The sequence below is a fragment of the Paracoccus sp. T5 genome, assembly GCF_048538155.2.
Taxonomy (GTDB): Bacteria; Pseudomonadota; Alphaproteobacteria; order Rhodobacterales; family Rhodobacteraceae; genus Paracoccus.
On the sequence record NZ_CM135809.1, the window covers coordinates 3,141,998 to 3,165,866 of the forward strand.

Below are 23,869 nucleotides of genomic sequence, written 5' to 3' on the forward strand. Positions count from 1 at the left end.
GGAGGATATACCATGAACGAGATGTCCAACACGAAGCTGGATGCCAAGCAGCGCTATTCGGCGGGCGTCCTGAAATATGCCCAGATGGGATACTGGGAGCCGGACTATACCCCCAAGGACACCGACATCATCGCGCTGTTCCGCATCACGCCCCAGGACGGGGTGGACGCGGTGGAGGCCGCGGCGGCGGTGGCGGGCGAAAGCAGCACCGCGACCTGGACCGTGGTCTGGACCGACCGCCTGACGGCCTGCGACAAGTATCGCGCCAAGGCCTATCGCGTGGACCCGGTCCCCAATGCGCCGGGGGAGTTCTTTGCCTATATCGCCTATGACCTGGACCTGTTCGAGGGCGGCTCCATCGCCAACCTGACCGCCTCGATCATCGGCAACGTCTTCGGCTTCAAGCCGCTGAAGGCCCTGCGGCTGGAGGACATGCGCCTGCCCGTGGCCTATGTGAAGACCTTCCAGGGTCCGGCCACCGGCATCGTCGTCGAGCGCGAGCGCCTGAACTGCTATGGCCGGCCGCTGCTGGGCGCCACGGTCAAGCCAAAGCTGGGCCTGTCGGGGAGGAACTATGGCCGCGTCGTCTATGAGGCGCTGAAGGGTGGCCTCGATTTCACCAAGGATGACGAGAACATCAACAGCCAGCCCTTCATGCATTGGCGCGACCGGTTCCTGTACTGCATGGAGGCGGTGAACCGCGCCTCTGCTGCGACCGGAGAGGTCAAGGGCACCTATCTGAACATCACCGCCGGCACGATGGAGGAGATGTATGCCCGCGCCGAGTTCGCGAAGTCGCTGGGGTCGGTGATCGTGATGATCGACCTGGTGATCGGCTATACCGCGATCCAGTCGATGGCCAAATGGGCGCGGGACAACGACATGATCCTGCATCTGCATCGGGCGGGGCATTCGACCTATACCCGCCAGCGCAGCCACGGCGTCAGCTTTCGTGTCATTGCCAAATGGATGCGCCTTGCGGGCGTCGACCACCTGCATGCCGGCACGGTGGTGGGCAAGCTGGAGGGCGATCCGGCCACGACCAAGGGCTATTACGACATCTTCCGCGAGGAGCGGAACCCGATGGCGCTGGAGAACGGCATCTTCTTCGACCAGGACTGGGCGTCCCTGAACAAGATGATGCCCGTGGCATCTGGCGGCATCCATGCCGGGCAGATGCACCAGCTGCTGACCTATCTGGGCGAGGACGTGGTCCTGCAGTTCGGCGGCGGCACGATCGGCCACCCGCATGGGATCGCGGCGGGCGCGCAGGCCAATCGCGTCGCGCTGGAGGCGATGGTCTTTGCCAGGAATGCCGGCCGCGACATCTGGAACGAGGGCGAGGACATCCTGCGCGACGCCGCCCGCACCTGCACGCCGCTGAAGCAGGCGCTGGATGTGTGGAAGGACGTGTCCTTCAACTATGCCTCGACCGACGCCCCCGATTTCGCGCCCACCCCCGAAGTGTCGATGTAAGGAGACGACCATGAAGATGACGCAAGGCCAGTTCAGCTTCCTTCCCGACCTGTCGGACGACGACATCCGCCTGCAGGCGCAATATGCCATCGACAGGGGCTGGGCGGTGTCGGTCGAATGGACCGACGATCCCCATCCCCGCAACACCTATTGGGAGATGTGGGGCCACCCGATGTTCGACAATCCGGACGCGGCGGCGGTGGTCTATGAGGTGAACGAATGCCGCAAGCTGCACGGCGGCACGTATATCCGGGTGATCGCCTTTGACGCCTCGCCCGGATGGGAGTCGATCCGCATGAGCTTTGTCGTGAACCGCCCCGCCGTGGAGCCCGGCTTCCGCTTGGTCCGGCAGGAGGGCGAGGGCCGCGTGGTCCGCTACACGATCGAAAGCTATGCGATGCGCGAACCCGAGGGCGCCCGCTACGCCTGAGGCACTGCCGGGCGGCGCGCTCCCCGCTGCCCGGTCCCCTTTCCCGCCGCGAGGGTTTTCCCATGACCGACAACGACCGCCCCACCCATGTCGACCTGGCCGCCAGCTTTGCCGAAAGCGGCGTGCGCGAGGTGCTGGAGGATCTGGACCGCACGCTGGTGGGCCTTGCGCCCGTCAAGGCGCGCATCAAGGAGACCGCGGCCCTGCTGCTGGTCGACCAGGCACGCCGCAGGATGGGGCTGGCGACCGAGACCCCGACCCTGCACATGAGCTTTACCGGCAACCCCGGGACCGGCAAGACGACCGTGGCCCTGCGCATGGCCGACCTGCTGCACCGGCTGGGCTATGTCCGCAAGGGCCACCTGGTGACGGTGACGCGCGACGACCTGGTGGGCCAGTATATCGGCCATACCGCCCCCAAGACCAAGGAGGTGCTGAAGAAGGCGATGGGGGGCGTGCTGTTCATCGACGAGGCCTATTACCTTTACCGTCCGGAAAACGAGCGGGATTACGGCCAGGAGGCCATCGAGATCCTGCTGCAGGTGATGGAGAACAACCGCGACGACCTGGTGGTGATCCTGGCGGGCTATGCCGACCGCATGGACCGGTTCTTTGCCTCGAACCCCGGCTTTCGGTCGAGGATCGCCCATCACATCGAATTTCCGGACTACCGCGATGACGAGTTGCTGGTCATCGCCGAGGGGATGCTCCGGAGGCAGAACTATGCGCTGGACGATCCGGCGCGCGAGGCGATGGCGGCCTATGTCGCGGCCCGGCGCCACCAGCCGCATTTCGCCAATGCGCGGTCCATCCGCAACGCGCTGGACCGGGCGCGGCTGCGCCAGGCGAACCGGCTGTTCAACGAGGCGCGGGGTCCGCTGGATGCGGCCGCGCTGTCCACGCTGACCGCGTCCGACATCCGCGCCAGCCGCGTCTTTCAGGGCGGGCTTGACGTGGACCGCGCAAGCAGGCAGGCGGCGGCGGAATAGCCCCAGGAGATCCCGATGAGCTTTGACCGCACGATCAAGATCGCCCCGTCGATCCTGTCCGCCGACTTCGCCAATTTCGGCGCCGAGATCCGCGCCATCGAGGCCGAGGGCGCGGATTGGGTCCATGTCGACGTGATGGACGGCCATTTCGTCCCCAACCTGACCTTTGGCCCGCCCGCCGTGAAGGCGTTCCGGCCGCATGTGAAGACCTTCATGGACGTGCATCTGATGATCACGCCGGTGGACGCCTATATCGAGGCCTATGCCGAGGCGGGCGCGGACATGATCAGCGCCCATGTCGAGGCAGGGCCGCATCCGCACCGCACCCTGCAGGCGATCCGCGCGACGGGGAAAAAGGCCGGCATCGCGCTGAACCCCGGCACCCCGGTCGAGGCGGTCGAATACCTTCTGGACCTCTGCGACATGGTGGTGGTGATGACCGTGAACCCGGGTTTCGGCGGCCAGAAGTTCATCCACAGCCAGGTCGACAAGATCGCCCGCCTGCGCGGCATGATCGGCGACCGGCCAATCCATATCCAGGTGGATGGCGGCGTCGATCCGACGACAGCGCCGCTGGTGGCCATGGCCGGCGCCGATGTGCTGGTCGCGGGATCGGCGGTCTTCAAGGGCGGGTCGGTGGAGAAGGCGCAGGTCTATGGCGCCAACATGCGCGCGATCCGCGACGCCATCGCCCGCTGAGGGGGCGGCCTGGCGGGGGCCGTCGAAGCCCTTGGCCCCGCCGCGGCGGGCTGCGTCCCCCCACCCCCGGCCCTTCCCGTTTGACAAAGCCGCGCGGGCCGCGTTTCCTGCCCGCCGAACGGGACAGGAGGATGCGATGGATCTGGGGATCAGGGGAAAGCGGGGGCTGGTCTGCGCCGCCTCGAAGGGACTGGGCCGGGGCTGCGCCGAGGCGCTGGCCGCCGCCGGGGTCGATCTGGTCATCAACAGCCGCACCGAGGCCGAGATCACCCGCACCGCCCATGAGATCGCCGAGCGCCACGGCGTAACCGTCACCCCCGTCGCCGCCGACATCACCACCGAGGCCGGCCGCGCCCGCGTGCTGGAGGCGGTGGGTCATGCCGACATCCTGGTGACCAATGCCGGCGGCCCGCCCCCCGGCGACTGGCGCGACTGGAGCCGCGACGACTTTGTCCGCGCGCTGGACGCCAACATGCTGTCGGCGGTGGCGCTGATGCAGGCGCTGGTGCCGGGCATGATGGAGCGGGGCTGGGGCCGGGTCGTCAACATCACCTCGCAATCTGTGCGCTCTCCGATCGCGGTGCTGGGCCTGTCGAACAGCGCGCGGGCCGGGCTGACCGGCTTCGTGGCCGGCATGTCGCGGCAGGTGGCGGCAAGCGGCGTCTGCGTGAACAACCTGCTGCCGGGCATCCATGCCACCGACCGCGCCGTGGGCCTGGACCGCGGCGTGGCCGAGAAGGAGGGCATCGACCTGGACGAGGCGCGCCGCCGCCGGCAGGCCACCATCCCGACCGGCACCTATGGCACGGCCGAGGATTTCGGCGCGACCTGCGCCTTTCTGTGCAGCCAGCAGGCGCGTTTCATCGTCGGGCAGAACATCCTGCTGGACGGCGGCGCGGTGAACCTGACGATCTGACGCGCGGTTGCGGGGGTGGCCTGCCCCTGCTAGGGCAGGCGGAACCCGACCGAAAGGCTTGGACCGGATCGTGACGACGCCTGCCCGACTGGAAGTGCAGAACCTGGTGCGCGCCTTTGACGGGGCTCCCGTCGTCGACGACGTCAGCTTTCGTGTCGAGGCGGGCCAGGTCGCCTGCCTGCTGGGGCCCTCGGGCTGCGGGAAATCGACCACGCTGCGGATCGTCGCCGGCGTGGACATGCAGGACAGCGGCCGCATCCTGGTCGACGGCCAGCTGATCTGCGACACGGTCGTCCGCGTCCCGCCCGAGCGCCGCGCCATCGGGCTGATGTTCCAGGATTTCGCGCTGTTCCCGCATCTGCCGGTGCGCGACAACGTGGCCTTCGGGCTGGCCGGGGGCTTCAAGGCGCATCGCGGCCGGGTGGCCGAGCTGCTGGACCGCGTGCAGATGGGCCGCCACATCGACAGCTATCCGCACGAGCTGTCGGGGGGCGAGCAGCAGCGCGTCGCGCTGGCCCGCGCGCTGGCGCCACGGCCGCGCGTCCTGCTGATGGACGAGCCCTTCAGCGGACTGGACGAGCGCCTGCGCGACGGCATCCGCGACGAGACGCTGGCCCTGCTGAAGGAGGAGGGCACGGCCGTCCTGCTGGTCACGCACGAGCCGCACGAGGCGATGCGCATGGCCGACCAGATCCTGCTGATGCGCGGCGGCCGGATCGTCCAGCAGGGGGCGCCCTACAACCTCTACAATGCGCCGGTGGACCGGCAGGCGGCAGGGTTCTTCAGCGACATCAACGTTCTGACCGGCCGCGTGCAGGGTGCGCTGACCGACACGCCCTTTGGCCAGTTCCTGACGCCGGGCCTGCCCGACGGGGCCGAGGTCGAGATCGTGATCCGCCCCCAGCATCTGAAGCTGGATTTCGACCGCGCGGGCCAGGGTCCCGCGCCCACGGCGGAAAATGGCAGCGCCGCCCGCGCCCGCGTGACACGCGCGCGCTATCTGGGCCGCGAGTCGCTGGTCGAGTTCAGCACCGACCAAGGCGCGATCGCCCTGAACGCCACGGTGCCGGGCGTCTTCCTGCCGCCGGCGGGCACGCCCATGTGGCTGATGCTGCGGCGCGACCGGGTCTTTGTCTTTCCGCGCGGCTGACGCTCGGGCGTTGGAGCCTTGCTGCGGTCGGACAACCGTTCATGGATTTCCCTGCCCTTGTGGCGCTGCCAGCAGCGGCGGCGAGCGGTCCTGCATGTTGCGGTGCCGCCGGACCCTGCGGCCATCAAGGTCGGAAAGCGGCGTTTCGCTCATCGATTGCGACAAAAGTCTTGCTTAGGCCGGCGCCTGCGGCTAGCACGAGAGTCAGGAATTCGGGAGACACCGGCCAGGCGCCGGGGCCGAAGGAGCAGCCGCCCCGGCGAACTCTCAGGCAAAAGGACCGTCTTCCGCAGAAACTCTGGAGAGTGGCCGCAAGGCCCGCCGAAGGGATAACGATCTCAGGCGCCCATACCCTGTGTTCAGGGGCGGGCAAGGACAGAGGGGGCATCGTCGTGCGGGGGGCCGTCCCTCGTCCAACCGATGCCGGCTGCCCGGCAGCATTCTGAGGAGGCCCGATGGCCGACACGATCCGCCCGCAGCCCGACCGCCGGACCGGCCTTTTCGATCTGCACCAGCAGCTGGGCGCCCGCATGGTGCCCTTTGCCGGCTGGCAGATGCCGGTCCAGTATCCGATGGGCGTGATGGCCGAACATCTGCACACGCGCGCCGAGGCCGGGCTGTTCGACGTGGGCCATATGGGCCAGGTCCTGGTCTGGCCCGAGGATGGCCGCATCGAGACCGCCGCCCTGGCGCTGGAAAGCCTGATCCCGGCGGATGTGCTGGGGCTGCCCCAGGGGCGGCAGCGCTATGGGCTGTTCACCGATGATGCGGGCGGCATCCTGGACGACCTGATGTTCGCCCATCGCGGCGATCATTACCTTCTGGTGGTGAACGCCGCGCGGGCCGAACATGACATCGACCATCTTCACACCCTGTCGGGCATCCGGGTCGAGCCGGTCGCGGATCGCGGGCTGCTGGCGCTGCAGGGCCCGAAGGCCGAGGCGGCGCTGGCGCGGCTGGTGCCTGCCGCCACGCAGATGCGCTTCATGGACAGTCGGATCATCGACTGGCAGGGGGCGGCGCTGTGGATCTCTCGCTCGGGCTATACCGGGGAGGACGGGTTCGAGATCTCGGTCCCCGAGGCGCAGCTGGAGGCGTTCGCCCAAGTGCTGCTGGAGCAGCCCGAGGTGGCGCCCATCGGCCTTGGCGCCCGCGACAGCCTGCGGCTGGAGGCGGGGCTGCCGCTTTACGGACATGACATGGATGAGGGCGTCACGCCGGCCGAGGCGGGGCTGGGCTGGGCGATCCCCAAGGCGCGCCGCAGCGGCGGCGCCCGCGCGGGCGGGTTTCCGGGCGCGGATCGGGTTCTGCCGGAACTGGCCGAAGGGCCGTCCATCCTGCGCCGCGGCCTGCGCCCCCAAGGTCGCGCACCGATCCGCGAAGGGGTCGAGATCTTTGCCGGAGAGGCCGGGGGCGAGCCGGTGGCGACGGTCCGGTCGGGCGGCTTTGGCCCCTCGGTCGGGGGGCCGGTCGCGATGGCGCTGATCCCCGCCGAGATCCCCGAGGGCACGACCCTCTGGGCCGAGCTGCGCGGCAAGCGCCTGCCCGTCACCGTCTGCGCCCTGCCCTTTGTCACCCCGTCCCATAAACGCTGAGGAACTGTTTTATGCTGAAATACACCGAAGACCATGAATGGCTGCGCGCCGAGGGTGACGAGATCGTCGTGGGGATCACCCGCCACGCCAGCGACCAGCTGGGCGACGTCGTCTTCATCGAGCTGCCCGAGGAGGGGCGCGAGGTGGCGGCCGGCGAGGAGATCGTGGTGATCGAGAGCGTCAAGGCTGCCAGCGACATCGTGGCCCCGGTGGCGGGCAGGATCACGGCGGTGAACGCGGCGCTGGCGGACAATCCCGGCGACGTGAACGGCGATCCGATGGCGGCCTGGTTCTTTCGGCTGAAGCCTGCGGATGCCGGCGCCACCGAGGGCTTCATGGATGAGGAGGCCTACAAGGCGCTGGTCGGCTGAACGGCTGCCGGGCCTGGCGGCCCGGCGAAAGCGGGAGGCTGCGGCCCCCGGACCCCCTGTGGGTATTTTCACAACAAAGAAGGGGCCGCGCGCGCCCCTGAGGAGGCGCCATGGGCCGCTGGAACCCGACCGACTACAACCCCGACGATTTCGCGAACCGCCGCCATATCGGGCCGTCTCCGTCCGAGATGGCGGAGATGCTGAGGGTGGTGGGGGCCGAGAGCCTGGATCAGCTGATCGAGCAGACCGTGCCCGCGGCGATCCGGCAGGCGGATGCGCTGGACTGGCCCGCGCTGTCCGAGGCGGGGCTGCTGGCGCGGATGCGCGAGGTGGCGGACAAGAACCGCGTGATGACCAGCCTGATCGGTCAGGGATATTACGGCACCGTCACGCCGCCCGCGATCCAACGGAACATCCTGGAGAACCCGGCCTGGTACACGGCCTACACCCCCTATCAGCCCGAGATCGCGCAGGGGCGGCTGGAGGCGCTGCTGAATTTCCAGACCATGGTGGCGGATCTGACCGGGCTGCCGGTGGCGAACGCGTCCCTGCTGGACGAGGCGACGGCGGCGGCCGAGGCGATGGCCATGGCGCGGCGGCAGTCGAAGTCCAAGGCGGATGCGTTCTTTGTCGCCCATGACCTGCACCCGCAGACGATCAGCGTGATCGAGACGCGGGCGGCGCCCCTGGGCATCCGGATCATCAAGGGCTCGGTCGATGATCTGGTGGCGGATCAGGTCTTTGCCGCAGTGTTCCAGTATCCCGGTACCTATGGCCATGTCCGCGACCTGACGCCCGAGATCGAGGCGCTGCACGCGGCCGGTGGGCTGGCCATCGTCGCCACCGACCTGCTGGCGCTGTGCGTTTTGCGCGAGCCGGGCGCGATGGGCGCCGACATCGCCGTGGGCTCGTCGCAGCGTTTCGGCGTGCCGATGGGCTATGGCGGGCCGCACGCGGCCTTCATGTCCTGCCGCGATGCGCTGAAGCGGGCGATGCCGGGGCGCATCGTCGGCGTCAGTATCGACAGTTCCGGCAACCAGGCGCTGCGCCTGTCGCTGCAGACGCGCGAGCAGCATATCCGCCGCGAGAAGGCCACCAGCAATGTCTGCACCGCGCAGGCGCTGCTGGCGGTGATGGCGGGGTTCTATGCGGTGTTCCATGGGCCGGAGGGCCTGCGCGCCATTGCGCAGCGGGTGCATCTGCATGCGGTGACGGTGGCCGAGGCGCTGCGGGCAGCCGGGGCGGAGGTGGCGCCGCAAGCGTTCTTTGACACGATCACGGTCAAGGTGGGCGTGGGTCAGGCGGGGATTCTGGCCGCCGCGCGGCATCGGGGCATCAACCTGCGCCGCGTCGGCCGCGGCCGCGTGGGCATCAGCGTCGACGAGACGACAGATGCGGGTGTGATCACGCGGCTGCTGGATGCGTTCGGGATCACCGATGCGGCGCCTGCGGCGACCGACCCGGCGATCCCAGAGGACCTGCTGCGCGAGAGCGATTACCTGACCCATCCGGTCTTCCACATGAACCGGGCCGAGTCCGAGATGATGCGCTACATGCGCCGCCTGTCGGACCGCGACCTGGCGCTGGACCGGGCGATGATCCCGTTGGGGTCCTGCACGATGAAGCTGAACGCCGCGGCCGAGATGATGCCGATCACCTGGCCCGAATTCGGCGCGCTGCACCCCTTCGCGCCGCATGACCAGGCGGCGGGGTATCATGAGGCGATCGCGGACCTGACCCAGAAGCTGTGCGTGATCACCGGTTACGACGCCTTCTCCATGCAGCCGAACAGCGGGGCGCAGGGGGAATATGCCGGTCTGCTGACCATCCAAGCCTATCACAAGGCGCGCGGAGAGGAGCGCGACATCTGCCTGATCCCGGTGTCGGCGCATGGCACGAACCCGGCGTCGGCGCAGATGTGCGGGATGCAGGTGGTGGTGGTGAAATCGGCGCCGAACGGCGACATCGACCTGGAGGATTTTGCCGCACATGCGGCCAAGGCGGGCGACCGACTGGCGGCGGTGATGATCACCTATCCGTCGACCCATGGCGTGTTCGAGGATACCGTCCGGCAGGTCTGCGACATCACGCATGAACATGGCGGGCAGGTCTATATCGACGGCGCGAACATGAACGCGCTGGTCGGTCTGGTGAAGCCCGGAGAGATCGGCGGCGATGTCAGCCACCTGAACCTGCACAAGACCTTCGCCATCCCGCATGGCGGCGGTGGTCCCGGCATGGGGCCGATCGGGGTGAAGGCGCATCTGGCGCCGTTCCTGCCGGGCGATCCGCAGGGAGGGATCGGTGCGGTGTCGGCGGCGCCCTATGGATCGGCGTCGATCCTGCTGATCAGCTGGGCCTATTGCCTGATGATGGGCGGCAAAGGCCTGACCCAGGCCACGCGCGTGGCGATCCTGAACGCGAACTATATCGCGGCGCGGCTGGCCGGGGCCTATCCGATCCTGTTCATGGGCGATCGCGGGCGGGTGGCGCATGAGTGCATCATCGACACGCGGCCCTTTACTGAGCATGGCGTGACCGTCGATGACATCGCCAAGCGCCTGATCGACAATGGCTTTCACGCGCCTACGATGAGCTGGCCGGTCAGCGGCACGCTGATGGTCGAGCCGACGGAATCGGAAACCAAGGCCGAGATCGACCGCTTTGTCACCGCCCTGCTGGCCATCCGCGCCGAGATCACCGACGTGGCCGAAGGCCGCATCAGCGCCGCCGACAGCCCGCTGCGCCACGCCCCCCACACGGTCGAGGACCTGGTCCGCGAATGGGACCGCCCCTATGGCCGCGAACAGGGCTGCTTTCCGCCGGGTGCCTTCCGCGTGGACAAGTACTGGCCGCCCGTGGGCCGCGTCGACAACGCCCATGGCGACCGCAATTTGATCTGCACCTGCCCCCCGCTGGAGGCCTATGCCGAGGCCGCGGAATGAGCGCCGTCCCGGGCACCCCATAAGGGGGTGCCCGGTCCCCGCACAGCCGTCGTCCGGGGTGCCACCGAGACCCTTGACAAGGCCCGCGCAAGACGCGATCTATCGCAGCGATGGGGTCGTAGCTCAGTTGGTAGAGCGCGTCGTTCGCAATGACGAGGTCAGGGGTTCGATTCCCCTCGGCTCCACCAAGCTAGATGTTCCCGGCAAGTTTCCGATCCACCGCGCCCAGCCTCTCTGCCGAGGGGGCCGGTTTGCGCGTGCCGAACAGGCCGTCCCGGCCCGCCGGCAGTTGCGACAGCCAGGCAAGTGCCCGCCCGGCCGCGACGCCCAGGCCGATGCCTCCCGTGATGGCGACGGCATCCGTCAGGGGCTGCGACAGCGACAGGTCCAGCATGGGCATCAGCACCTCGGGCACCAGCCGGTGCAGCAGGTAGATCGGGAAGGCCGCCTGCGCCAGGTGCATGAAGCCGCGCACCAGCGGCCGGGGCATGGGGACGGCGCGGACATGCAGCAGCGCGACCATCAGGGCCAGGAGGCTCATGTACTTGATCCAGCCGCCGAACCAGTTGCCGCCCAGCCAGGCCACCAGTGGCATGACGATCGCGGCGGCCAGCAGCACCAGCGCCCGCTGGCTGCGGGTCGCGGCGGTGGCAATGCACCAGCCGAAGGCAAAGAGATAAAAGACCCAAGGCACCGAGAACTGCGACCGCCCCGAGGGCAGCGGCCAGAACTCGGGGAGGGTCACGCGCATCAGCATGGCCAGCGCCAGCATCGCCAGACCCGTCGCGAAGGGAGCGGACGACAGCCATCGTCGCATCCGCCCCGGCCAGAACATGACCAGCACCAGCAGGCTGATCTGCATATAGGCTTCGACGAACCAGTAGAGATAGGGCAGCATCAGATGCGTCTCGGGCACGGTCAGGGCCAGGTTGCCCATCAGCGCGACCGAAGCCCAGGGCACCTGCTGCCAGGCCAGCGCATAGCCTGCCAGGACCAGGAAATAGGGCAGCAGGACTCTCAGGGCCGGCCGCAGGAAGCCCAAGGCATCGCCTGCGGCCAAGGCCTGCCGGCGATGCTGCGCGACGCTCATCCCCAGCAGGATCATCATGGCCGCCGCCCCGCCATAGACGGGCCAGTTCGTCTGATGCGCGGTCACCACCGCCAGGATCGCCAGCCCCCGCGCCAGGACATCCATCGGGATGCGGCTCTTGCGGGTGCCCGGCGCGCGCATCAGCTGCGCGACGGGCATCTGCTCCCATCCGGTCGGCAACCCGCCAAGGCGCTGGTCGATCATCAGCGACAGTTCCACATGCTGCAGCGAATCCCCGCCCAGGCTGGCAAAGCTGTCGGTCGGCCTGACCGTGCGGCCGAATGTGCGGCCAAAGACCTGAAGCAGGTCGGCGCTGCGGGCCGGGGGCCGGGCCAGGCGCCGCAGCGCCGGATAGTCGATCTTGCCGTTCGGGTGGCGCGGAAATTCGGGACAGGCCACGGTCACCACATGCTGCGCCCCGATGCCGGCCAGCTGCGCGGCCTGTGCCGCCAGCGCATCCGAAGGGCGCGCCGTCGCGATCCAGATCGTGTCATCATTGCCCCAGACGGCGACCTGATGCCCCGCATCGGCCAGGGCGCGTTCCAGCGCGTCATGGCCGATGCGCAGGCCCGCGATCTTGGACATGCGCGACAGCCGCCCGGTGATCCGGTAGAAGCCGTCCGCCCCAAGGCGCGCCAGATCGCCGGTCGCAAGTTCGGACAGGTCCGGGCCGCGCGCCAGATCGGCGGCGGTTTCGGCATAGCCCATCATCACGTTCGGCCCGCGATAGACCAGTTCCCCCTCCATGTCGGGGCGGTCGACCGGGTGCCCGGTCTCGTCGCGCAGCATCAGGCTGCCGCCGGGAATGGCCTGCCCGATGGCATCGGGCGCGACGGCGGCCTGTTCGGGGGGCAGATAGGCGATGCGGGCGGTGGCCTCGGTCTGGCCATACATCACCACGAAACGGCCCCGGCGGGCGGCCATGACATCGGCCCAATGCCGCACTTCGGAGGGCGGCATGGCGCCGCCCGCGACCGTCAGGCAGGACAGGCGCGGGGGCAGCGCCTCCGCTGCCCCCGCCAGCAGCCGGAAATGATGCGGCACGCCGGCAAGGCTGGTCGCCCCCGACGCCTCCAGCGCCGCCAGAAACCCCGGCGCGGCGACCGAGCCCGTCTCCAGCCACAGGCTGGCGCCTTGGGCCAGATGCGAATGCAGCACCGACAGGCCATAGGAATAATGCAGCGGCAGGACCAGCGCCGCCCGATCCCCGGGCGCGATCCGCAGATAGTCGGCGATGCTGCGGGCATTGGCCTCGACCGCGCCGGCCGACAGGCGGACGCCCCGCCCCTCGCCCGTGCTGCCGGATGTGGACAGCAGCAGCGCCAGGTCGTCATGGACCCGTGCCGGGTGCTCGTGAAAGATCAGCCGGCTGCGATCGCCCGTGCTGCGCCAGCTGACGGCGGGGCGGAACCGGCCCTCCAGCTTGCGGGTGATCTCGGGCTGGCCTGCGGGCAGGGGCATGACCGCGTGGCCGGCCTGCAGCGCGCCCAGATAGGCCGCGACGGTCACGGGGTTCGGCAGCATCTCGATGGCCACCAGTCCCCGCTGCGCGGGCAGGCGGGCGGCGAACCGTGCGCTGGCGTCGGCCAGTTCGGCATAGGTCATCACGCCGTTCCGGGTGATCATGCAGGGGCTGTTCCCGAAGCCGCGCAGGCCCGAAGCAGAGAAAAACATGCGGGGATGCCCTTGGATAAAGACGAAGGATGCGTCCGCATAATTCCCTGCTGGTTTTTGTCAAGAATGCATTTGTTCACGCTTCGGTGCTGCCACCCCTGTCATTCGGCCGCCGCGGGCCTCTGCGCGCGGGCCAGCAGCGCCGCCAGTTCTGGCCGACAGGATCCGCAATTGCTGCCTGCTCCCAGGGCCTGCCCGATTTCCGTGACGCTGTTCAGGCCTCCGCCGGCCAAGGCCCGCCGGATGGTGTTCAGCCCGACATTCAGACAGGCGCAAATCGTCGGCCCCGGATCCGGCATGTCCGCCGAGGGACGGCCTGCCAGCGCATGCGGCGCCTCACGATCCAGCAGCCCGACCAGGTGGTCGCGCGACAGAAGCACCGGTTCGGGCGCAATGAACAGCGCCGCCTGCAGCCTGCCGTCGCGGTGAAAGGCCATCCGGTGACGCCCCCGGGCGCTGTCCTGCAGCAGAATCGAGGGTTGGCCCAGATCCAGCAGCGCCACGGCCCAGGCCACCCAGTCAGCCGGGGTGACGCTGTCGGCAAGCTCCAGCTGCCAGCCCCCGGCCAGCCGCGCCTTGGCCCAATAGCCGCAATCGGGCGCAACATCCCGCGTGGTCACAAGATAACCGTGCCAGGCCGCGGCATAGCGGGCCAACCGGACCGGGGCCGATTTGCTGGCCGGCTGGCCAGAGATCGGGTCCGTCAGCCCCGGAACCAGCGCGTCGATGCGCCCGGTGGGGGCCGTCTGGCCGCTCCAGTGCATCGGCGCAAAGGGATGGCCGGGTGCCACCCGGTCGCTGATCATCACCCGCAGGACGGCTCGGCCGTGGTCGTTCCGCAGCTGCACCAGATCGGCGCCGGCCAAGCCGAACCGCTCGGCATCCTGCGGGTGCAACTCCAAATAGGGCTCGGCCAGGTGCCGCGACAGGCGCGGAGAGAGGCCGGTGCGCGTCATGCTGTGCCACTGGTCGCGGATGCGGCCGGTGTTCAGCAGGACGCCCTCCGGGTCGCGCACAGGCAGGGTTGCCCGGACCGAAACCATCCGCGCCCGCCCGTCGGGCGCGTGGAACCGGCCGCTGCCAAAGAACCGGCCGCCGCGCTGCGCGGGTCCCTGTGGCCAGTGGACCGGCGACATCCGACCGTAGTCCACCCCCACCAGTTGCGAAATGTCGAAGTCGCTGCCCAGCCGGCCTGCGACGCCGGACAGCGCCGCATGTTCGGCAAAGATCCCGGCCGGTCCCGACCAGTCGAAGCCCTGGAACCCCATGCGCTGCGCGACCTGGGCCAATGCCCACCAATCCGGCCGCGCCTGCCCCGCCGGCGGCAGCGCCGCCCGCTGGCGGCTGATCAGGCGTTCGGAATTGGTGACGGTGCCGTCCTTTTCGCCCCAGGCGGCGGCAGGCAGCAGCACATCCGCCAGCCGCGCCGTGTCGGTATCGGGCCAGGCCTCGCTGACCGCGACGAAATCGCAGGCGGCGATGGCGCGGGCGACGCGGTCGGCCTCGGGCATGGTCACCGCGGGGTTGGTGTGGAGGATCCACAGCGCCTTGATGCGGCCCTCCTCGACCGCGCGGAACAGGTCCACGGCCTTCAGGCCGGGCCGCTGTGCCATGCGCGGCGCGTTCCAGAACGTCTGGACGGCGGCGCGATGGGCGGGATTCTCCAGCTCCAGATGGCAGGCCAGCATGTTGGACAGGCCGCCCACCTCGCGCCCGCCCATGGCATTGGGCTGGCCGGTGACGCTGAAGGGGCCCATGCCGGGCCGCCCGATGCGCCCCGTGGCCAGGTGGCAGTTCAGGATCGCGTTCACCTTGTCGGTGCCGCTGTCGGACTGGTTGATGCCCTGGGAATAGACGGTGACCACCTTCTCAGCCCCGGCCCACAGGTCCAGGAAGGCCGCCAGGTCCTGCGGGTCCAGCCCCGTCGCGGCAGGACGGCTGTCCCGTGCAGCCTCCAACGCGGCGTCCAGCCCCGCCAGATGGGGCAGGAAATCGGCGTTCATCCGGCCGGTGTCGAACAGATGGCACAGCAGCAGGTTGAACAGATGCGCATCCGCCCCCGCCGCGATCGGCAGATGCAGGTCGGCGCCCTCGCAGGTGGCGGTCCGGCGCGGGTCGATGACGACGATGCGCAGGTCAGGGCGGGCGGCGCGGGCGGCCATCAGGCGCTGATGCAGGACCGGGTGGCACCAGCCCAGGTTCGAGCCGGTCAGCACCACCAGATCGGCCTGCTCCAGGTCCTCGTAAAGACCCGGCACCGTGTCGGACCCGAAGGCGCGGCGGTGGCCCGCCACGCTGGACGCCATGCAGAGCCGGCTGTTCGTGTCGATATTCGCGCTGCCGACAAAGCCCTTCATCAGCTTGTTGGCGACATAGTAATCCTCGGTCAGCAGCTGGCCTGAAACATACATCGCCACAGAATCCGGGCCGTGATCGCGGATCGCGGTGGCAAAGCGGTCGGCGATCAGGTCCAGCGCCTGGTTCCAGCCGGCCTCGGCCCCGCCGATGCGCGGGGTCAGCAGGCGACCGGCGGTGGCCAGGGTCTCGCCCAAGGCGGCGCCCTTGACGCAAAGACGGCCGCCATTGGCAGGGTGATCGGGGTCGCCCGCGATCCGCAGCCCGCCCTGCCCGTCCGGCGTCGCCAAGACCCCGCAGCCCACCCCGCAATAGGGGCAGGTCGTCCGGACCGGCGCCGTCATGCCGCCCTGCGCCCGGACAGGAAGGCGGCGTCCAGCAGCACCCGACCGTTTTCGCAGCTCACGGCATAGGTGGCCACGCGCCCCTCATCGGCCCCCTGCGCCGATCCCGTGGCCATGTCGAAGACCCAGCCGTGCAGCGGGCAGGTGACCTGGGCGCCGTGAACGATCCCCTCGGACAGCGGTCCGCCCTTGTGCGGGCAGCGGTCGTCCAGAGCAAAGACCTGGTCGTCGGCGGTGCGAAAGACCGCCACGCACCCCAGCGGCGTCCGGACCACGCGGGCGCCCTGACGGGGGATGTCGTCCAACGCGGCGATGTCGATGAACCGGCTCATGCGGATCTCCTCATTCTGCGGCCCTCAGGGTCAGATCGGCGACGGGCGCCCAATCGGTGGGGCGGGCGGCGTGATCTGCCCAGGGGTCGGTCTGATAGATCGCCTGGCTTTCGGCAAAGCGCGCCACCAGCGCGGCGCGGATCGCGGGGTCGGTCACCTGGTCGCGGCACCAGTCCAGCCCCACCTTGTCCACCCACTTGTAGATGCGGTGCAGATAGCGCGCGTTCTCTCGGTACAGTTGGACAAAGGCCGCGACCACGTCGCAGACCGCATCCGCGTCAGGGACGGTCAGCAGCGGCACGGTTTCCCGCACGTCCATGCCGGCCGCGCCCGCCACGCTGATCTGGAACCCGCTGTCCACGCAGACGATGCCGATATCCTTGCAGGTCGCCTCCGCGCAGTTCCTCGGACAGCCGGACACGCCCAGCTTGACCTTGGCCGGCGTCCAGGACCCCCAGAGCAGCTTTTCCAGCCGGATGCCGAGGCCCGTCGAATCCTGCGTGCCGAAGCGGCAGAACTGCTGGCCCACGCAGGTCTTCACGGTGCGCAGGCCCTTGGCATAGGCATGCCCCGACACCATCCCCGCGTCGTTGAAGTCGGCCCAGATCGCGGGCAGGTCCTCTTTCCGAACGCCCAGCAGGTCGATGCGCTGGCCGCCGGTGACCTTGATCATCGGCACCGCGTATCGGTCGGCGGCATCCGCGATGGCGCGCAGTTCGGCGGCGGTGGTGACGCCGCCCCACATGCGCGGGACGACCGAATAGGTGCCGTCCTTCTGGATATTGGCATGGTTGCGTTCGTTCACGAAGCGGCTTTGCCGGTCGTCGCGATAGTCCAGTGGCCAATCCGCGATCAGGTAATAGTTCAGCGCCGGGCGGCAGGAGGCGCAACCGCCCACGCTGCGCCAGCCCAGCTCCTGCATTACCGCCGGGATGGATTTCAGCCCCATCGACTTGATCAGGCGGCGCACGTCCTCATGCGTGTGATCGGTGCATGTGCACATCGGCGGGTTGGCGTTGGCCGCGAAGCCGTCGCCCAGGCTCAGCGCCATGACCTGTTCGACCAGCCCCGTGCAGGTGCCGCAACTGGCGCTGGCCTTGGTCAGGCCGCGCACCGCGTCCAGTGTCGTCGCGCCGCCCTGGATGGCGGCGGTGATCTGTCCCTTGCAGACGCCGTTGCAGCCACAGATCTCCGCCTCAGGCGGCAAGGCTGCAACGGCTGCCAGAGGGTCCGCGCCGGGCCCTCCGGCAAAGGCGGGACCGAATATCAGCGTGTCGCGGTTGGGCGAGATATCCGCGCCCGTGCGGATCTTGTCAAAGAACCAGGCCCCGTCGGCCGTGTCGCCATACATCACGGCGCCGATCAGCCGGTCTCCTTCCAGGATCAGGCGCTTGTAGATGCCACGGCCCGGATCGCGGAACACGATATCCTCGCGCCCCGGCGCATCGGCGAAATCGCCCGCGCTGAACAGGTCGCAGCCGGTGACCTTCAGTTTCGTGGCGGTCTGGACGGGCCGGAACGCGGCATCCTGCCCCGCCAGCGTCGCCGCCAGAACCTTGGCCTGATCATAGAGCGGCGCGACAAGGCCGAAGAGCTGCCCGTCGTGTTCGACGCATTCGCCAAGGGCAAAGATCGCCGGGTCGCTGCTGCGCATCTGGTCATCGACGGTGATGCCGCGCGCGACCTCCAGCCCCGCGTCATTGGCCAGCCGCGTTTCGGGGCGGATGCCCACGGCCATGCAGACCAGGTCGGCGGGATAGAGGGTCCCGTCCTCCAGCAGCACCGCCTCGACCCGGTCGGTGCCCAGGATCGCCTTGGTGGCGCCCTTGCAGTGGACGCGGATGCCGCGGCCTTCCAGATCGCGCTGCAGCAGATAGGCGGCGGCAGGGTCCAGCTGGCGTTCCATCAGATGGCCCATCAGGTGGATCACGGTCACCTCGGCCCCGCGGGCCGCCATGCCGGCGGCGGCCTCCAGCCCCAGTAGACCGCCGCCGATGACGACCGCCCGCGCGCCCGGGCGGCTGGCGGCGATCATGGCGTTGGTGTCCTCCAGGTCGCGATAGGCGACGACTCCGGGCAGCCTGTGCCCCGGCAGCGGGATGATGAAGGGGGCCGATCCGGTCGCGATGACCAGCGCGTCATAGGGCACAGGCCCGTGCGCGCCGTGGACGACCTGGGGCTGACGGTCAATCGCGGTCACGCTTTCGCCAAAGCGGCAGGCGACGCCATGGGCGGCATACCAGGCCTCGTCATGGGTGACGATCTGGTCATAGGTCTTGTCGCCCGACAGCACCGGCGACAGCATCAGCCGGTTGTAATTGCCGCGCGGCTCGGCGTTGAACAGGGTCACGTTCCACTGGCCGGGGGCCGCCTCGAACAGATGCTCCAGCATCCGGCCCGAGGCCATGCCCGCGCCGATCACCACAAGGTTCTTTGTCATGGGTCTACTCCGCGGCTTCGACGAAGCGGTGGCGTTCATAAAGGAACCGCAGTACGCCTTCGCGGGCGCGGACATAGTCGGGATGGCTGGCCAGCCGGATGCGGTCGCGGGGTCGGGCCAGCGGCACGGTCAGCACCTCGCCGATGGTGGCGGCGGGGCCGTTCGTCATCATCACGATCCGGTCGGCCAGCAGCACGGATTCGTCCACGTCATGGGTGATCATAATCATCGTGTTGCCAAGCCGGGCATGGATGTCCATCACCGCGTCCTGCAGATGTGCGCGGGTCAGCGCGTCCAGCGCGCCGAAGGGTTCGTCCAGCAGCAGGACCTTGGGCTCCATCGCCAGGGCCCGGGCAATGCCCACGCGCTGGCGCATCCCGCCCGAGATCTCGCCGGGCCGCTTGTCCGCGGCATGGCTCATCTGCACCAGGTCCAGGTTCTGCATGATCCAGTCGTGGCGTTCGGCCCGCGATTTCGTCGTGCCGAAGACCTTGCTAACCGCCAGCTTGATGTTGTCATAGACCGTCAGCCAGGGCAGCAGGCTGTGGTTCTGGAACACCACCGCGCGGTCGGGACCCGGCGCGTTGACCTCGCGGCCGTCCAGCATGATGGCGCCGGTCGTCACCTCGGTCAGGCCGGCGATCAGGTTCAGCAGGGTCGATTTCCCGCAGCCGGAATGGCCGATGATGCTGACGAATTCGCCCTTGTCGATGGTCAGGGTGATGTCGGACAGGACATGGGTCTGCTTGGGCCCCGTCACGAAGGTCTTGGAGACATGGTCGATCTGAAGATATTTCATCGGTCTTTCCCCTTACCCGGCCGTGCCGCGAGAGACGATGCGTCCGATCCAGCCGACCAGACGATCCAGGATGAAGCCCGTGCCGCCGATATAGGCCAGGGCCACGATGATGTCGCTGAGCCGCGAACTGTTCCACGCGTCCCAGATGAAGAAGCCGATGCCCACGCCGCCAGTCAGCATCTCGGCCGCGACGATGGCCAGCCAGGACAGGCCCACCCCGATGCGCAGCCCCGAAAAGATGTAGGGGGCGGCGGCGGGGACCATGATCTTCCAAAAGAACTCGACCTGGTTCAGGCGCAGGACGGCGGCGACATTGCGGTAATCCTGCGGGATGGCGCGCACGCCCGCGGCGGTGTTGATGATCACGGGCCAGATCGCGGTGATGAAGATCACGAAGATCGCCGACGGCCCGCTGTCCATGAAGGCGGCCAGGCTGATGGGCAGCCAGGCCAGCGGCGGCACCGTGCGCAGGATCTGGAAGATCGGATCGAAGCCGCGCATCATCAGCGCCGATTGCCCGATGACCGCGCCGGTCAGCACGCCGACCACGGCGGCCAGCCCGAACCCATAGGCCACGCGCTCCAGCGAGGTCAGGACGCGCCAGCCCAGGCCGATGTCCTGGGTGCCATAGACGTAGAACGGCTCCAGGATCAGGAAGCCGCTGTCGATCCAGACCTGCACCGGCGTGGGCAGGCCGCTGCCCTTGCCCGAGGCGCCGACCTGCCAGATCGTCAGCAGGACGACCAGCACGGCCAGCGGCGGCAGGACGTTGCCGGCCAGCGACACGCCGCGCTTGCGCCAGGGGGCCAGGCGGTCGGGGCTGCGGGGGGGCAGGGCCACGACGGGGGCTGTGGAGGGGGCTGCGGGCCTGGGGGTCAGGTCCAGCTTGCGCTTCAATGCGGTGACGTTCATCGGGTCACACCATCGCCTTGATGGACTGGGCGTCCAGATAGGCGTCGGGGTTCGCCGGATCAAAGCTCTTGCCGTCGAAGAAGGTCTCGACCCCGCGGCTGTCGCCGAAATCGACCGACAGGCCCAGCCCCTTGGCGGCGGCCAGCCACAGGTCGCTGCGGTTCGTGCGGTCGACCAGCCCAGCCGTGTCCAGGTCGCCCGGCAGATAACCCCATCGCTTGTTCTCGGTGATGAACCAGCTGTCCAGCGACTTCCACGGATAGGAGGTTTCGCCGTTTTCGCCCCAGAACTTCATCGCCAGGCCCGGCCGATCCTCGACCCGGCCATTGCCATAGTTGATCCGGCCCTGGATGCGACCGATGATGTCCGCGACAGGCACGTTGAACCACTGGCGGCGGCCGATGATCTCGGCCATCTCCTGCTTGTTCTCGGGCAGGTCGCACCACATCTGCGCCTCCATCACCGCCATCATCAGGGCGACGGTGGCATTGGGGTTGGCGTCCACCCAGGCCGCCCGCATGCCCAGCACCTTTTCGGGATGGCGGTTCCACAGCTCACCGGTGGTGGTAGCGGTAAAGCCGATCTTCTGGTTCACCAGCTGCTCGTTCCACGGCTCTCCGACGCAGAAGGCCTCCATGTTGCCGACCTTCATGTTGGCGACCATCTGCGGGGGCGGCACGACGATCAGGTCGACCTCGGAGACCGGGTCGATGCCCCCCGCCGCCAGCCAGTAGCGCATCCACAGGTCATGCGTGCCGCCGGGGAAGGTCATGGCGACCGGCACGTCCTGGCCGGCGGCCTTGCGGGCGGCAAAGATCTCCTTCAGGGGGCCGCTGTCCAGGCCCACGCCGCTGTCGGCATAATCCTGGCGCACGGACAGACCCTGCCCGTCCTCGTTCAGGTTCAACAGCGTGTACATCGGCAGCGGCTGGCTGTTCTGCATCACGCTGCCGGTGGAATAGAGATGCACCTTGGGCCGCAGGATATGCCCGCCGTCGATCCCGCCGGAACCCGAGCCGAGCGCCATGTTGTCGCGCGTCGCCCCCCAGCTGGCCTGCTTTTCGACCAGCACGTCGGGCATGCCATGTTTCGCGAAAAAGCCCTTTTCAAGGGCGATGATCAGCGGCGCGCTGTCGGTCAGTGCGATATAGCCCAGCTTGCAACCCGTGACCTCGGGCGCGGGCGTGGCGGCCCAGGCGCCGCCCGGCAGGGCCAGGCGGGCGGCGGCCATGGTGGCCAAGGCGCCACTGGCCGATTTCAGGAAGCTGCGGCGGGACGAGGGCTTGAACAGGGTCATCTGGCTGGTCCTTGCTGTCAGTCCGCGGGTCGGGATGCGGGCCGGAAAAACGAAAGCCACCGGCATCGCCGCCCATCGAGGGGCACGAATACGGTGGCGACATTGCCTGAAGGGGAAGGCCCGCTTCCTTGCGGACAGATCGAAGTTCGGAGCGCCGTTGCATCCGACTTGATCCTAGGATTGCGGCTGGGGGACCGGCGGTCAAGCCGCAGGGGGACCTGCTGGCCCGCGATGTTCGCGGTGGCTGCGAAATGGGGCAGACTGCCTGAGAATTCAGCGCGTATCGGACGCCATGTCGAAGACATGACCGTCGAAAAAGGCATCGGGACCCAGAATCATCTGCCCTTTTTCTGCCGCCACGGCGGTCGGGGCCGCGATCGCGCCCTCGACCTTGGCCGAGGATCCGGGCAGGTCGGCGCCGGCCTGGCGCAGGTGGCGGCGATAAAGGTCGGTTCGGAAACAGGCCGCCGCCCGCGTCATCGCCTGATCCGGGTCCAGGCCGTGGCGCTGCGCCATGCGTGCACCCAGCATCGCGGCGATGCTGCGCCAGGGAAAGGTGGCCCCCTGGGCGTGAAAGCGGACGAAGTCGGGAAACTGGCGCAGTTCACCGGTCGCGGTCACGTGCAACCGGCCCAAGAGACCGCGTTCACAAATCTCCGGCGACAGGTTCAGGTAATCGGCGCGCGACAGGATCTCGGCCGCGGTGCCCCGCGCGTCGGGCTGGTCCAGCCAGCGGCCCGCGCGCCACAGCGCCCGCATCAGCCGGCCGGTCTGGCCGGGGCGCGCCTCGGCCCGGTCGCGGGTCATCACCAAGCCCTTTTCGGGCGCGGCGGCCCAGATCGCGCGGCCCGCCAGCAGCAGCGCGCCCCTGCCGTGTTCGACAGCAAACGATGCCCAAGGCTCGCCCACGCAACAGGCGTCGACCTCGTCCGCGGCCAACGCATCGGCCATCTGCGGGGGCGGAACCGTGTGGATGGTCAGCCGGTGGGCCAGATCGGTGCCGTCCAGCCAGTGCCGCACCAGTTCGGCCTGGGTCGAAAAGGGAAAGGGGACGCCAACCCGCAGCTGCCCCGGATGCGCCTTTGCCAACGCCGCACGCGCCGCCAAAGGGTCATCGAACTCAAAGCCATGCCCCCCGTCGCGCAGCCGCGCCTCCAGCGCCGAGGAGACAGCGATCGCCTGCCCGCCCTGGGACAGGACCATCAGCAGGTCGAACTCCGGATAGGCCGGCCCCAGCCCCAGGCTTTGCGCAATGGGCATGGGCACCAGCATATGCGCCGCATCGATCCCGCCCGTGCCCAGCAGGTCGCGGCTTTGCGCCCAGCTGCCGACGCGGACCAGGTCCAGCGCCAGCCCCTCTTCGGCGGCAAATCCCAGCTCCTGCGCGATGATCAGCGGCGCGGCATCGGTCAGCGGCAGATAGCCCAGGCGCAGCCGGTCGGTCATGACAAGAGCCCCGCCGCCATGACCAGCTGCTGCGCGATGTCGGCCACGCGGCGCTTCTGGTCCATCGCGGTCTTGCGCAGCAGGGCATAGGCGGCCTCTTCGTCGATGCCGCGCGCCTTCATCAGGATGGCCTTGGCGCGGTCGATGATCTTGCGCTCCTCCAGCGCGGCCTTGGTGGCGGCCAGTTCGGCGCGCATCTTCTGGAACATGTGGAACCGGGCGATCGCTGCGTCCAGGATCGGCTTGATGCGGTCCCTGTGCAGCCCGTCGACGACATAGGCCGAGACTCCCGCCTCGATCGCCGCGCGGGTCAGCTGTTCGTCCGACCGGTCGACGAACATGGCCACGGGCCGGTCCAACGGCCCCGACATCAGGGCCAGCTCCTCCAGCACGTCACGCGAAGGATCGGCCACGTCGATCAGCACGATGTCCGGCTGCTGGTCGGCAATGCGGCGGGCCAAGCCGGTTTCCTCGGCGATCACGGTCACCGCATGATCGCCCGAGGCGCGCAGACCGTCCACGATCCTCAGCGCCCGGTCCCGGTCCCGTTCGACCACGATGATTGAAAGCCGCTTCATCACTGCCAGAGACAACCGCGCCGAAGGCTTG

The 23,869-nt window shown here is 68.8% G+C and carries 18 protein-coding genes, 1 tRNA gene and 1 riboswitch; of the genes, 10 read left to right on the forward strand and 9 right to left on the reverse strand.

Going from position 1 to position 23,869, the window contains the following annotated elements:
* Nucleotides 1-21: 21 nt before the first annotated feature.
* The 10 genes from ACNR9W_RS15525 to ACNR9W_RS15570 all read left to right on the forward strand — a co-directional run bounded on the left by ACNR9W_RS15525 (nucleotide 22) and on the right by ACNR9W_RS15570 (nucleotide 10,759).
* Entirely contained in the window at nucleotides 22-1,476 is a 1,455-nt protein-coding gene (locus tag ACNR9W_RS15525) for a form I ribulose bisphosphate carboxylase large subunit (RefSeq protein ID WP_419268837.1), read from the forward strand.
* Between the two features lie 10 nt (nucleotides 1,477-1,486).
* The gene (locus ACNR9W_RS15530) at nucleotides 1,487-1,906 is read left to right on the forward strand and encodes a ribulose bisphosphate carboxylase small subunit (RefSeq protein WP_419268470.1); all 420 of its coding nucleotides are present in this window, start codon (nucleotides 1,487-1,489) and stop codon (nucleotides 1,904-1,906) included.
* Nucleotides 1,907-1,968: 62 nt separating this feature from the next.
* Complete coding sequence (gene cbbX / locus ACNR9W_RS15535) at nucleotides 1,969-2,895, forward strand: CbbX protein (protein ID WP_419268471.1); 927 nt, start codon at nucleotides 1,969-1,971, stop codon at nucleotides 2,893-2,895.
* A 15-nt stretch (nucleotides 2,896-2,910) separates the two neighbouring features.
* Nucleotides 2,911-3,594: a ribulose-phosphate 3-epimerase gene (gene rpe, locus ACNR9W_RS15540; protein ID WP_419268473.1), complete on the forward strand. Its 684-nt coding sequence runs from the start codon at nucleotides 2,911-2,913 to the stop codon at nucleotides 3,592-3,594.
* A 136-nt stretch (nucleotides 3,595-3,730) separates the two neighbouring features.
* Nucleotides 3,731-4,510 (forward strand): SDR family oxidoreductase, encoded by a 780-nt coding sequence (locus tag ACNR9W_RS15545; protein ID WP_419268475.1) that lies wholly within the window; start codon nucleotides 3,731-3,733, stop codon nucleotides 4,508-4,510.
* 70 nt (nucleotides 4,511-4,580) lie between these two features.
* Entirely contained in the window at nucleotides 4,581-5,660 is a 1,080-nt protein-coding gene (locus ACNR9W_RS15550; RefSeq protein WP_419268477.1) for an ABC transporter ATP-binding protein, read from the forward strand.
* Nucleotides 5,661-5,863: 203 nt separating this feature from the next.
* A riboswitch (glycine riboswitch) is annotated at nucleotides 5,864-5,953 on the forward strand.
* 162 nt (nucleotides 5,954-6,115) lie between these two features.
* Nucleotides 6,116-7,255, forward strand: coding sequence for a glycine cleavage system aminomethyltransferase GcvT (gene gcvT, locus ACNR9W_RS15555; protein WP_419268479.1), 1,140 nt, complete (start codon nucleotides 6,116-6,118; stop codon nucleotides 7,253-7,255).
* A 14-nt stretch (nucleotides 7,256-7,269) separates the two neighbouring features.
* Nucleotides 7,270-7,626: a glycine cleavage system protein GcvH gene (gene gcvH, locus ACNR9W_RS15560; protein WP_419268838.1), complete on the forward strand. Its 357-nt coding sequence runs from the start codon at nucleotides 7,270-7,272 to the stop codon at nucleotides 7,624-7,626.
* A gap of 110 nt (nucleotides 7,627-7,736) precedes the next feature.
* Entirely contained in the window at nucleotides 7,737-10,571 is a 2,835-nt protein-coding gene (gcvP, locus tag ACNR9W_RS15565) for an aminomethyl-transferring glycine dehydrogenase (protein WP_419268481.1), read from the forward strand.
* A 112-nt stretch (nucleotides 10,572-10,683) separates the two neighbouring features.
* Nucleotides 10,684-10,759 (forward strand) — tRNA-Ala (locus ACNR9W_RS15570).
* Nucleotides 10,760-10,761: 2 nt separating this feature from the next.
* On the opposite strand, the gene ACNR9W_RS15575 is transcribed toward ACNR9W_RS15570, so the two are convergent.
* From ACNR9W_RS15575 to ACNR9W_RS15615, 9 genes are all read right to left on the reverse strand, one after another.
* Nucleotides 10,762-13,335, reverse strand: coding sequence for an AMP-binding protein (locus ACNR9W_RS15575; RefSeq protein WP_419268482.1), 2,574 nt, complete (start codon nucleotides 13,333-13,335; stop codon nucleotides 10,762-10,764).
* A gap of 101 nt (nucleotides 13,336-13,436) precedes the next feature.
* A complete protein-coding gene (locus ACNR9W_RS15580; RefSeq protein ID WP_419268483.1) occupies nucleotides 13,437-16,034 on the reverse strand; it encodes a molybdopterin-dependent oxidoreductase in 2,598 nt (865 codons plus the stop codon).
* Nucleotides 16,031-16,366 (reverse strand): nitrite reductase small subunit NirD, encoded by a 336-nt coding sequence (gene nirD / locus ACNR9W_RS15585; protein WP_419268485.1) that lies wholly within the window; start codon nucleotides 16,364-16,366, stop codon nucleotides 16,031-16,033. The genes ACNR9W_RS15580 and nirD overlap by 4 nt, the downstream gene beginning before the upstream one ends.
* Before the next feature lie 10 nt (nucleotides 16,367-16,376).
* On the reverse strand, nucleotides 16,377-18,806 hold the full coding sequence (gene nirB, locus ACNR9W_RS15590; RefSeq protein WP_419268487.1) for a nitrite reductase large subunit NirB: 2,430 nt from the start codon (nucleotides 18,804-18,806) through the stop codon (nucleotides 16,377-16,379).
* A 4-nt stretch (nucleotides 18,807-18,810) separates the two neighbouring features.
* On the reverse strand, nucleotides 18,811-19,605 hold the full coding sequence (locus ACNR9W_RS15595) for an ABC transporter ATP-binding protein (RefSeq protein ID WP_419268489.1): 795 nt from the start codon (nucleotides 19,603-19,605) through the stop codon (nucleotides 18,811-18,813).
* A 12-nt stretch (nucleotides 19,606-19,617) separates the two neighbouring features.
* On the reverse strand, nucleotides 19,618-20,517 hold the full coding sequence (ntrB, locus tag ACNR9W_RS15600; protein WP_419268491.1) for a nitrate ABC transporter permease: 900 nt from the start codon (nucleotides 20,515-20,517) through the stop codon (nucleotides 19,618-19,620).
* Between the two features lie 4 nt (nucleotides 20,518-20,521).
* The gene (locus ACNR9W_RS15605; RefSeq protein WP_419268492.1) at nucleotides 20,522-21,814 is read right to left on the reverse strand and encodes a CmpA/NrtA family ABC transporter substrate-binding protein; all 1,293 of its coding nucleotides are present in this window, start codon (nucleotides 21,812-21,814) and stop codon (nucleotides 20,522-20,524) included.
* Nucleotides 21,815-22,087: 273 nt separating this feature from the next.
* Nucleotides 22,088-23,260, reverse strand: coding sequence for an ABC transporter substrate-binding protein (locus ACNR9W_RS15610; protein ID WP_419268494.1), 1,173 nt, complete (start codon nucleotides 23,258-23,260; stop codon nucleotides 22,088-22,090).
* Nucleotides 23,257-23,841: an ANTAR domain-containing response regulator gene (locus ACNR9W_RS15615; RefSeq protein WP_419268840.1), complete on the reverse strand. Its 585-nt coding sequence runs from the start codon at nucleotides 23,839-23,841 to the stop codon at nucleotides 23,257-23,259. The genes ACNR9W_RS15610 and ACNR9W_RS15615 overlap by 4 nt, the downstream gene beginning before the upstream one ends.
* Nucleotides 23,842-23,869 lie beyond the last annotated feature (28 nt).

Excerpts from the sequence above, each read along its gene's own strand:
- ACNR9W_RS15525 (WP_419268837.1), top strand. The coding sequence starts at position 22 with ATGTCCAACACGAAGCTGGATGCCAAGCAGCGCTATTCGGCGGGCGTC.
- ACNR9W_RS15530 (WP_419268470.1), top strand. The coding sequence starts at position 1,487 with ATGAAGATGACGCAAGGCCAGTTCAGCTTCCTTCCCGACCTGTCGGAC.
- cbbX (WP_419268471.1), top strand. The coding sequence starts at position 1,969 with ATGACCGACAACGACCGCCCCACCCATGTCGACCTGGCCGCCAGCTTT.
- rpe (WP_419268473.1), top strand. The coding sequence starts at position 2,911 with ATGAGCTTTGACCGCACGATCAAGATCGCCCCGTCGATCCTGTCCGCC.
- ACNR9W_RS15545 (WP_419268475.1), top strand. The coding sequence starts at position 3,731 with ATGGATCTGGGGATCAGGGGAAAGCGGGGGCTGGTCTGCGCCGCCTCG.
- gcvT (WP_419268479.1), top strand. The coding sequence starts at position 6,116 with ATGGCCGACACGATCCGCCCGCAGCCCGACCGCCGGACCGGCCTTTTC.
- gcvP (WP_419268481.1), top strand. The coding sequence starts at position 7,737 with ATGGGCCGCTGGAACCCGACCGACTACAACCCCGACGATTTCGCGAAC.
- ACNR9W_RS15575 (WP_419268482.1), bottom strand. The coding sequence starts at position 13,335 with ATGTTTTTCTCTGCTTCGGGCCTGCGCGGCTTCGGGAACAGCCCCTGC.
- ACNR9W_RS15580 (WP_419268483.1), bottom strand. The coding sequence starts at position 16,034 with ATGACGGCGCCGGTCCGGACGACCTGCCCCTATTGCGGGGTGGGCTGC.
- nirD (WP_419268485.1), bottom strand. The coding sequence starts at position 16,366 with ATGAGCCGGTTCATCGACATCGCCGCGTTGGACGACATCCCCCGTCAG.
- nirB (WP_419268487.1), bottom strand. The coding sequence starts at position 18,806 with ATGACAAAGAACCTTGTGGTGATCGGCGCGGGCATGGCCTCGGGCCGG.
- ACNR9W_RS15595 (WP_419268489.1), bottom strand. The coding sequence starts at position 19,605 with ATGAAATATCTTCAGATCGACCATGTCTCCAAGACCTTCGTGACGGGG.
- ntrB (WP_419268491.1), bottom strand. The coding sequence starts at position 20,517 with ATGAACGTCACCGCATTGAAGCGCAAGCTGGACCTGACCCCCAGGCCC.
- ACNR9W_RS15605 (WP_419268492.1), bottom strand. The coding sequence starts at position 21,814 with ATGACCCTGTTCAAGCCCTCGTCCCGCCGCAGCTTCCTGAAATCGGCC.
- ACNR9W_RS15610 (WP_419268494.1), bottom strand. The coding sequence starts at position 23,260 with ATGACCGACCGGCTGCGCCTGGGCTATCTGCCGCTGACCGATGCCGCG.